This window comes from Microcoleus asticus IPMA8 (genome assembly GCF_013179805.1).
Taxonomy (GTDB): Bacteria; Cyanobacteriota; Cyanobacteriia; order Cyanobacteriales; family Microcoleaceae; genus Microcoleus; species Microcoleus asticus.
The window spans coordinates 22,601-29,910 of sequence record NZ_SRRZ01000094.1 but is presented as its reverse complement, the minus strand read 5'-3'; the positions used below and the strand labels follow the sequence as shown (position 1 = coordinate 29,910).

General features: G+C 46.7%; 5 protein-coding genes. 4 read left to right on the top strand and 1 reads right to left on the bottom strand.

Features of this window, described 5'->3' with window-relative positions; translation table 11 throughout:
• Positions 1-379: 379 nt before the first annotated feature.
• The 4 genes from E5S67_RS22305 to E5S67_RS22290 all read left to right on the top strand — a co-directional run bounded on the left by E5S67_RS22305 (position 380) and on the right by E5S67_RS22290 (position 3,513).
• On the top strand, positions 380-568 hold the full coding sequence (locus E5S67_RS22305) for a hypothetical protein (RefSeq protein WP_172190565.1): 189 nt from the start codon (positions 380-382) through the stop codon (positions 566-568).
• 426 nt (positions 569-994) lie between these two features.
• Entirely contained in the window at positions 995-1,153 is a 159-nt protein-coding gene (locus E5S67_RS22300) for a hypothetical protein (protein ID WP_172190564.1), read from the top strand.
• 246 nt (positions 1,154-1,399) lie between these two features.
• Positions 1,400-1,801 carry a plasmid mobilization protein gene (locus E5S67_RS22295; protein ID WP_172190563.1) on the top strand — a complete coding sequence of 134 codons (402 nt, stop codon included), beginning with the start codon at positions 1,400-1,402 and terminating at the stop codon, positions 1,799-1,801.
• Positions 1,802-1,866: 65 nt separating this feature from the next.
• Positions 1,867-3,513: a relaxase/mobilization nuclease domain-containing protein gene (locus E5S67_RS22290; protein ID WP_172190562.1), complete on the top strand. Its 1,647-nt coding sequence runs from the start codon at positions 1,867-1,869 to the stop codon at positions 3,511-3,513.
• Between the two features lie 506 nt (positions 3,514-4,019).
• Here E5S67_RS22290 and E5S67_RS22285 read toward each other — a convergent pair.
• On the bottom strand, positions 4,020-7,124 hold the full coding sequence (locus E5S67_RS22285; protein ID WP_172190561.1) for a DUF3854 domain-containing protein: 3,105 nt from the start codon (positions 7,122-7,124) through the stop codon (positions 4,020-4,022).
• Between the last annotated feature and the right edge of the window lie 186 nt (positions 7,125-7,310).

Genomic DNA, 7,310 nt, shown 5'->3' with positions numbered 1-7,310 from the left:
TGAGAATTCTTTAAGATGCACCGTACTTGCTCTCCCTTTTTGGACACAATACGTAATTTACCATCATTTAAGCCTTAACTGAACCGTATTGAGCTAAAGTCAGGGGTTTGCAGTATAAAGTCAGGGGTTTGCAGTATAAAGTCAGGCGGAAAGCAGGTATTTGCAGGGGGTGCACTTTACCTGTATTTACCTGCAAATATCCTGCAAATGCCTGACTTTTTCGGTCAAATTACTGCTTTTTTGTGCAGAGACTGCCTTTGCTTGTTGAGGCTGGTTTTGGCTGTTCTCTCTCAGTAGCAAGCAATGTTTTTGCGATCGCAAACCAGACTTTTACGTGCAGAAATAAAAACATTGCACCCTTATGAATGGAGAATCTTAGGTGTCAAGACGCTTGATTTTTACCCGATATTCGACTGTGCCGATTGCTCACATTGCTCCTGCTGTTGTGGCGGTTTTTGTGGAGGCGATCGACGCCGGAAAAGTCACAACAGCCGATGTTGTGGCAGTTGTTGGCGAGGCAGAACTTGCCCGGTTCAAGCGGAGTGCCGCTCGTTGCCCCATTTTTTGATTTCTCCGTGCTGACACGGAATGAACCAGGTGATCGGCTGGATACGGTAACTCGATAGCCCGCCAGCAGACTTATCTGTTCGCGACTCGCACCGTCGATCAAAGCCGCCACCAAAAAAATTAGCTAATTTTTGTGTTCCCTAAAGTTAGGCAAGTGCCGTATAAAATCAGGCATTTGCTGTACAAAAGAGCGTGAGAATGCAGGCTTTTGCAGGGGCTGCACTCTACCTGTATTTACCCGAAAATATCCGGCAAACACCTGAATTTTTCGGTCAAATTGCTGCTTTTTTGTGTCGAGCGTACATTTGCCTGTTGAGACTGGTTACGGCGGTTCTCTCTCGGTAGCAAGCAATGGTTTTGCGATCGCAAACTCTGACTAATCTATGCAGACAAAAAATAATGCACCATTATGAATGGGGAATCCTAGGTGTCAAGGCGCTTCATTTTTACCCGCTCTTCGGCTGTGCCGATTGCTCACATTGCTCCTGCTGCTGTGGCGGCTTTTGTGGCAGCACAGGCATCAATTGTCGCAACTTTCCCATCGCACTTGGGTAGCGCTCGCTCGCATTGTTCGCTCTCTTGTTAACCAGCCATCGCTCTCTTGTTAACCAGCCATCACCGTCAGACGTTTAATCGTCTTTCCACTGCGATCGCCTCACTCGCTATAATTTATACAAACAAATTAAATTAACTTAGAGTACGGTCAGTCTCTACTTTGATAAACTCTCTAATAGCCCTCTCCAATTGGAGGGGATAAAATCACCTGATTAGCGGTTTTTAATTACAGTTGTTAACTTGTATCTTGGCAAGAGGTTTTTACTGATTAAAAACTATGAAAACTTTACCAGAAGTCCAACCTAGAGAGCTGCTATCCAACCATATTCACATTCGCCTAACTGACTCAGACTACAATCAAATTAAAGCCAGAGCCTCGCTAGTCAATTTGAGCATGAGCGACTTCATGCGCCGTGCAGCTTTGAGGAGAGCCCTGCCGCGCCCTCTAGCTGCATTTGACTTAAAAGCCTATCAAGTTTTATGCAAGATTGATGCCCAATTGAGAATTGCCGGAAACAACCTCAATCAGATGGCTAAAGCTTGCAATAGTGCTGTGGCATTGGGAGAACCAGTTGTTGTCAATAGAGGACTCTTAGAAAGCGTACAGCAACTCATTCGAGAAAACGGGAAGGCAATTAAAACAATAGTTGCAAACCTCGCCAAATCTACAGTACGCTAATTATTAACAAGCCTCGGCTTTACCGCCTGAGCAATCGATTCTGTGCAACTGACGGCTTTTCGGTTATGATTGGCAAACAAATCAAAGGTACAGGCTTTCGGGGCTGTTTGAACTACGTGCTGGGCAAAAAAGACGCCGCTCTAATTGGCGGTACTATGTGCGGACAAACTCCTGAAGAACTCGCTACTGAATTTGCCATCGCCCGACAACTAAGACCTAACCTGAAAGTAGCAGTTTTTCACGCCACTTTATCTGTCGGTAGCACCGAAAAACTAGAAGATTCTGAAGAAAATGACCAACGCTGGCTGGCGATCGCAGCCAACTACATGAAAGCGATGGAATTTGACAACAACCAGTATGCAGTTGTCAAACACAGCGATACAGAACACGACCACATCCACATCGTCGCCAGTCGCATTTGCCTAGATGGAGGTGTTGTTGACGATAGCTGGGATTATTACAAAAGCCAAGAAACTATTCGCCAGCTTGAACGGAACTACAACCTGGAAACTGTTACACCCAGTTGGGAAACAGACAAGCGAGCTCAGACTACAGGAGAACACAGGTACTTACAAAGCAAGGGAAACAAGAGCGTCAGGGTGCAATTGCAAGACCTAATTGATGAAGTTACCCAAGATAACCCAAGTATGCCAGAATTCGTTGAGCGGTTGCAGCAACAAGACGTAGATGTGCAAGTTACACTAACTGGAATCGGCTTGAGTAAAGGCATTTCTTACAATTTAGATGGAGTTGCTTTAAGTGGCACTCAGTTGGGTAAAGCCTACACTTTTTCGGGACTGCAGAAGCATCGAGGTGTTAGCTATGACAAAGGGCGAGATAACGCCCTAATTGAAGCTTTAGTGCAGCCACAACACTTAGCTATCGCCCCCAGTGAGGCAGAGGAAAATGAGTTAGAGTCGTCACAATCCGAGTTAGTAGCAACCCTATCTGCAACAGCAAATGAGTTAGAGTTGTCACAATCTGAGCTAGAAACAACTACACCTGGAACTCCTGCAACAGCAAATGAGGTAGAGTCGTCACAATCTGAGCTAGCAGCAACCGCACCTGGAACTCCTGCAACAGCAAATGAGTTAGAGTTACAACTGTCAATCCTGCCTGAAAGGAATGAAACTCAGTGGCAAAAAGTGCGACCGCATCTAGCAGTCGAGTACAGTTTACCTTTTGAATTGCTTGATTTATTACACTCTCATTCTTGGTTGTATGCCAACTCAGAAAAGGCTGTATTTACAGCACGGACGCTTGAGGGAGAAACTCGATTCGCTTTTGTTCTCGATGAAAAAGGCAACTTTACTACAACCCATTCTCTGTCATCTGAAGCTGCTTTCTGGGTAGCGACTACTGGAGAAATTGAGCGAGCTGTGATTGCTTGTAACCCCATAGAAGCCCTTTCAATTTTGCTTATTGAACAGGAAAACTCTGGAACAGCACCAGCGACAATTTACCTAGGGATTGAACGAGCTTCACAACTGCCTATAGAATTCTTACAAGAACTTGATAGCGTTATTATAGCGCTCGCAGAAGATTATATGCTCGCTCGAAATGCAAGCGAGCTGCTACCGAATGCAGAACTTGTCAGTCCCCAGTCAACTTGGAATGATATCTGGATACAATTAATTGAGCAAGAACAGCAAACTCACAAACAAAATAACCAACAGTATAAACAGCGCATCCAAGACATCGAACTGGATTAGCTTTTACAGCTTTAAAAATTGATACGACTTACGCAACTGAAGAATTTTTAGACTATCGGACACTCGGCAGACATAGCAATCGCCGTCGATGTGCCTTGCCCTGGGGCAAGCCACACAGGTGAATGAACTTATCACCCCCCGAATCCCGACTTCAATCCTATAGAATTATGGTAATCGCAACTCAAATCTTTTTTACGTCAGTTCTCAGCAAGCACCACCACTCCGGGTTGACATTTTGCTGGCTTTTGCCCGCTTATTTGGTCAATCCTAAGCACTTCAAAAACTGGTTTACAAGCTGCTGCTACTGTACTCTATAAACCTGGAATAGGCTGTATTTCACAGGTTTCCCCAATCCACCAGGGGCAGAACTGCTATCGAAGAGTTCGATTTTCAAATCAAACAGTTTTTTTGAAACACGCAGAATGAATTTTCTGCGTGATACCCAAACCACACAAGCAGCCGTTTGATGCGGTTTGTGTGGTTTTTTATTGACTGTCAGAACTCGGCTAAGCCTCTAGCCTCAATTCCATCAACTCGGTAATCCGCTCGCGCACAACGGTGTCCTCAGTAACCAGCCAAGCCGTGATGGTGGCCGCATCGTACCGAGTCCCCGGCGCACCCCATGCGTACATCTGGGCGAGCAGACTTTGCATTTGTGCGGGATACAGTTCCGACCACCAAACAATTGCGATTTCTCGCAGTTTTTCGGCATCGGCGGGGGCGATAATTTCTGGCTCGGGCGCGGGCTGTGGAGATATTGGTTCTTGCGGATTGTCGCTACCGGCCATCGGCTTCGCCGTCAGTTCCGAGAATATCGCTCGCTCCGAATCGGTCAAAGCGGCCCAAACTTTCTGGCGGTTTGCAACTCCGTTGGCACAGACATCTTTAAGGATTGGCAAGATGTCGGTCGCTATCCGTCGTGCAGATTCGGGGTTGGGTTCTGCTATTGCCACCCAAATCATCTGCACGAGTTCGAGCTCATCTTCGTTGAGTTCTGGATGCGGGGTTTGAAGGGCTTCGCGCGGGGTTGCTGCGGAGTTTGTTGCGGAGTTTAAATTCCCGTCTGGCAAGGGTTCTGGTATTTCGACGGGGTTGACGGGATTCAAACCTACTTTTTCTATTATTTCTGACTGCTGACTTGTGATTTGACTTTCTTCAATCAACCCAGAAGAAGACTCTAAGTTTTCACAAAAGTGATGGCTTGCACCGCGGCTTTCCTCAGTCAACCCAGAAGAAGACTCGAACTTTTCACAAAAGTGATGACTTGTGATTTGACTTTCCTCAGCCAACGAAGAAGAAGACTCGAACTTTTCACAAAAGCTTTGAGCTTCCTTACCCCGTAAATGGCTGTAATTCCCATCTGATAAGGATTCTGAACCCCGTATCAACCCAGTATCAACCCCATTTAGCTCTGTATTGCACCCCGTATCAGTGGGGAAATTCTGGGGAATAAGCGCTGAAAGTGAATCAGAATGAGTGGGCGACGTTTCCCCTTCAGTGCGAAACCTCAATCCTTCAAACCAACTGCGGCCGCCGGAACGTCTCCACTTAACTCCGCTAAGTTCCAGATAATCGTTGCAGAGTTCCGAGAGCATCTTTGGATACTTGATATGAGAAACTGCCTTGAGATTGGAGTCGCACCAATTTTTATAGTGTTCGTAGAGTTTGCCAGTCGGCGTCGAAGCAGTCGGGTCTACAATCAAACAATCGTCGAAGTGAGCCGCGACACTGTTGGTTTGCACCTTCATATCCCATTCTTGGAGTTTGAATTCTGCAATCTGATTCTTGCCCACTCCTTGAATGCGTTCGCTGACCGTGCTGTCAGAAAGATTGAGGGCTACGGCAATAAGCTGAGAAATTTCTGCATCCATCGCCGCTTCAATCCTCGAATTTCGCAGCACCGCTGGTAAGGGATTATCGAAATGAACCAAGCACAAGCGGCGGTCTAACCCAGTAGTATCGCCTACAAAAATCGGGTTGTTGCTTCCAACAATTAACAAGCCGTAGAAGAAAGCATCAGAAGCCGGCTTGTACACTTCCCGGTAGCTGACGGCATCGCCACCAGTCATGGATAATATCGCATCCACACCCGAAGCAGTGCGCTCGTCGGGACAGGCTACCAATTGCTTATCGATGATGCTGGCCATTGTCGAGCCGTCATCCATATTCTTCAGCTTGCATCCTTTCCAATTCTCCCGCCCTACGATTTTCTGGAGCAGTCGAATAAATGTACCCTTACCGCTCCCCGGCTTGCCGATTAAGTGAACGAACATCTGCAAGTCAAAAAACCGGAACTTAAGCAATCCGTTGATGACTGCCAACAGCTTGAGGATTTTCTGGCGGTCTCCCTGCATTGCCGTATTCATCCATCGGTAGGTGTTCGGGCAATTGTTGCGGAGGATGTCAATCGCTGAAGCGTCAGTTCCCGTCAATGGCTTGTACGAGTAAGGTAAGTAGGAAGTAAAACCCGTAGCCGGAGAGTGTTTGAGGATTCCGCTCGTCAGGCTATCCCATACCGAATCGTCGAAAGCGATGTAGCGCTTCCTATCCCAGATATCCCAATGCTTAACTCGTAAATCATCAGTGAGCAGGCTCAGCACGTCTGTGATGTAGCTAGAACCTTTGTACTCAATATTTCTGGCATCGATGGTGGTTTTGACTAGGGTTCTAAAATTCCCGTCGTCGGTACGTTCCCAGTGCTTGCCCGTCCAAATCCGCCAAGTTTTGGTTTCGTTGTCAAATTTCCAAATCTCCCCGTAATCTTCCGCTAACAGGCGGGCAAGTTTTCTCGGTGTGGGAGGCTTTGATGCTGTGAAGTTTTGACCCTCGTCGTCAAGATTGCTCTCCCATTCCTGAAAGCTGATTGACTTCATAAGCATCCGCCTGAACTCTTCTATTCCTTTTCTTTGGATAAAATCATCCATACCTTTGGTTTCTCCTTCAGTGCCTGGTTCCCATTGTCCAGTAATGCTGCGAACGGGAACGCCAAACTTAAGCAACTGGCGGCCGAGTTTCCGCTGTTCCCAAATGATGCTGGGATTGGTGGTTGCATCTGCATCAAAGGCAATGATGAACCCAAAACCGGCACGAGCGTAGTGTTCGAGTATGGCAACGAGAAAGCGTTGACCTTGCAAGTCGTTTTTCTTGGCAGTCAGTCCCATGCTGATGCCCATCAAGGCAATTGTAGGTAAGCCATGACAGCATCCCGCGATTGCCTTCCAGATTCCTTCAGTTATTAAGATGTAGGGCCGGTCGTTAATGTGGTAGCAATGCTCTGCAAGTTTTTCAGTATTCCAATAGTCCTTATCGGTTGGATGCTGGGGGAGAAAAGCGTCATATTCTCCTAACGGGGTGCGGTACTTGGGTGCCTTTTTATCTTCTCTTGACTTCCACGGCTTGTCTGGCCTGAACTGAAATTGTGTGCCTGCACCAATAAAGAAGATGCCACCAGACTTTGCGGTATAACCCAAGTAAACTGATGCCTCGTCAGCAGATACGGTTCGGCAGTTGGCGTAACTCCAATCGTTGAGCAGTCCCCTGCTCTCAATGTGGCTCTTGTGTTTGGGGCAAAGGTTCGCGGTAGTTGATAAAAATTGATCTGCAATATTCATAGATGCCTCTCTCGCTACTCATAGCGCTGCGTGCTGGTTTTTTATGAAGAAAACCCGCGCTTAGTAGAAGAGACGGCTCTGCTGTAACTACCGTTGATTGGCATTTGGTGCAAATGTGGCAGTAATGGCAGATTTTAGACTATGATGAATTTAATCTTTTTTAATTTTTTGTTGTCTGCCGTCTCT

Bases quoted from the DNA above. Each gene is read 5' to 3' on its own strand.
- E5S67_RS22295 (WP_172190563.1), top strand. From the start codon at position 1,400: ATGAAAACTTTACCAGAAGTCCAACCTAGAGAGCTGCTATCCAACCAT.
- E5S67_RS22290 (WP_172190562.1), top strand. From the start codon at position 1,867: ATGATTGGCAAACAAATCAAAGGTACAGGCTTTCGGGGCTGTTTGAAC.
- E5S67_RS22285 (WP_172190561.1), bottom strand. From the start codon at position 7,124: ATGAATATTGCAGATCAATTTTTATCAACTACCGCGAACCTTTGCCCC.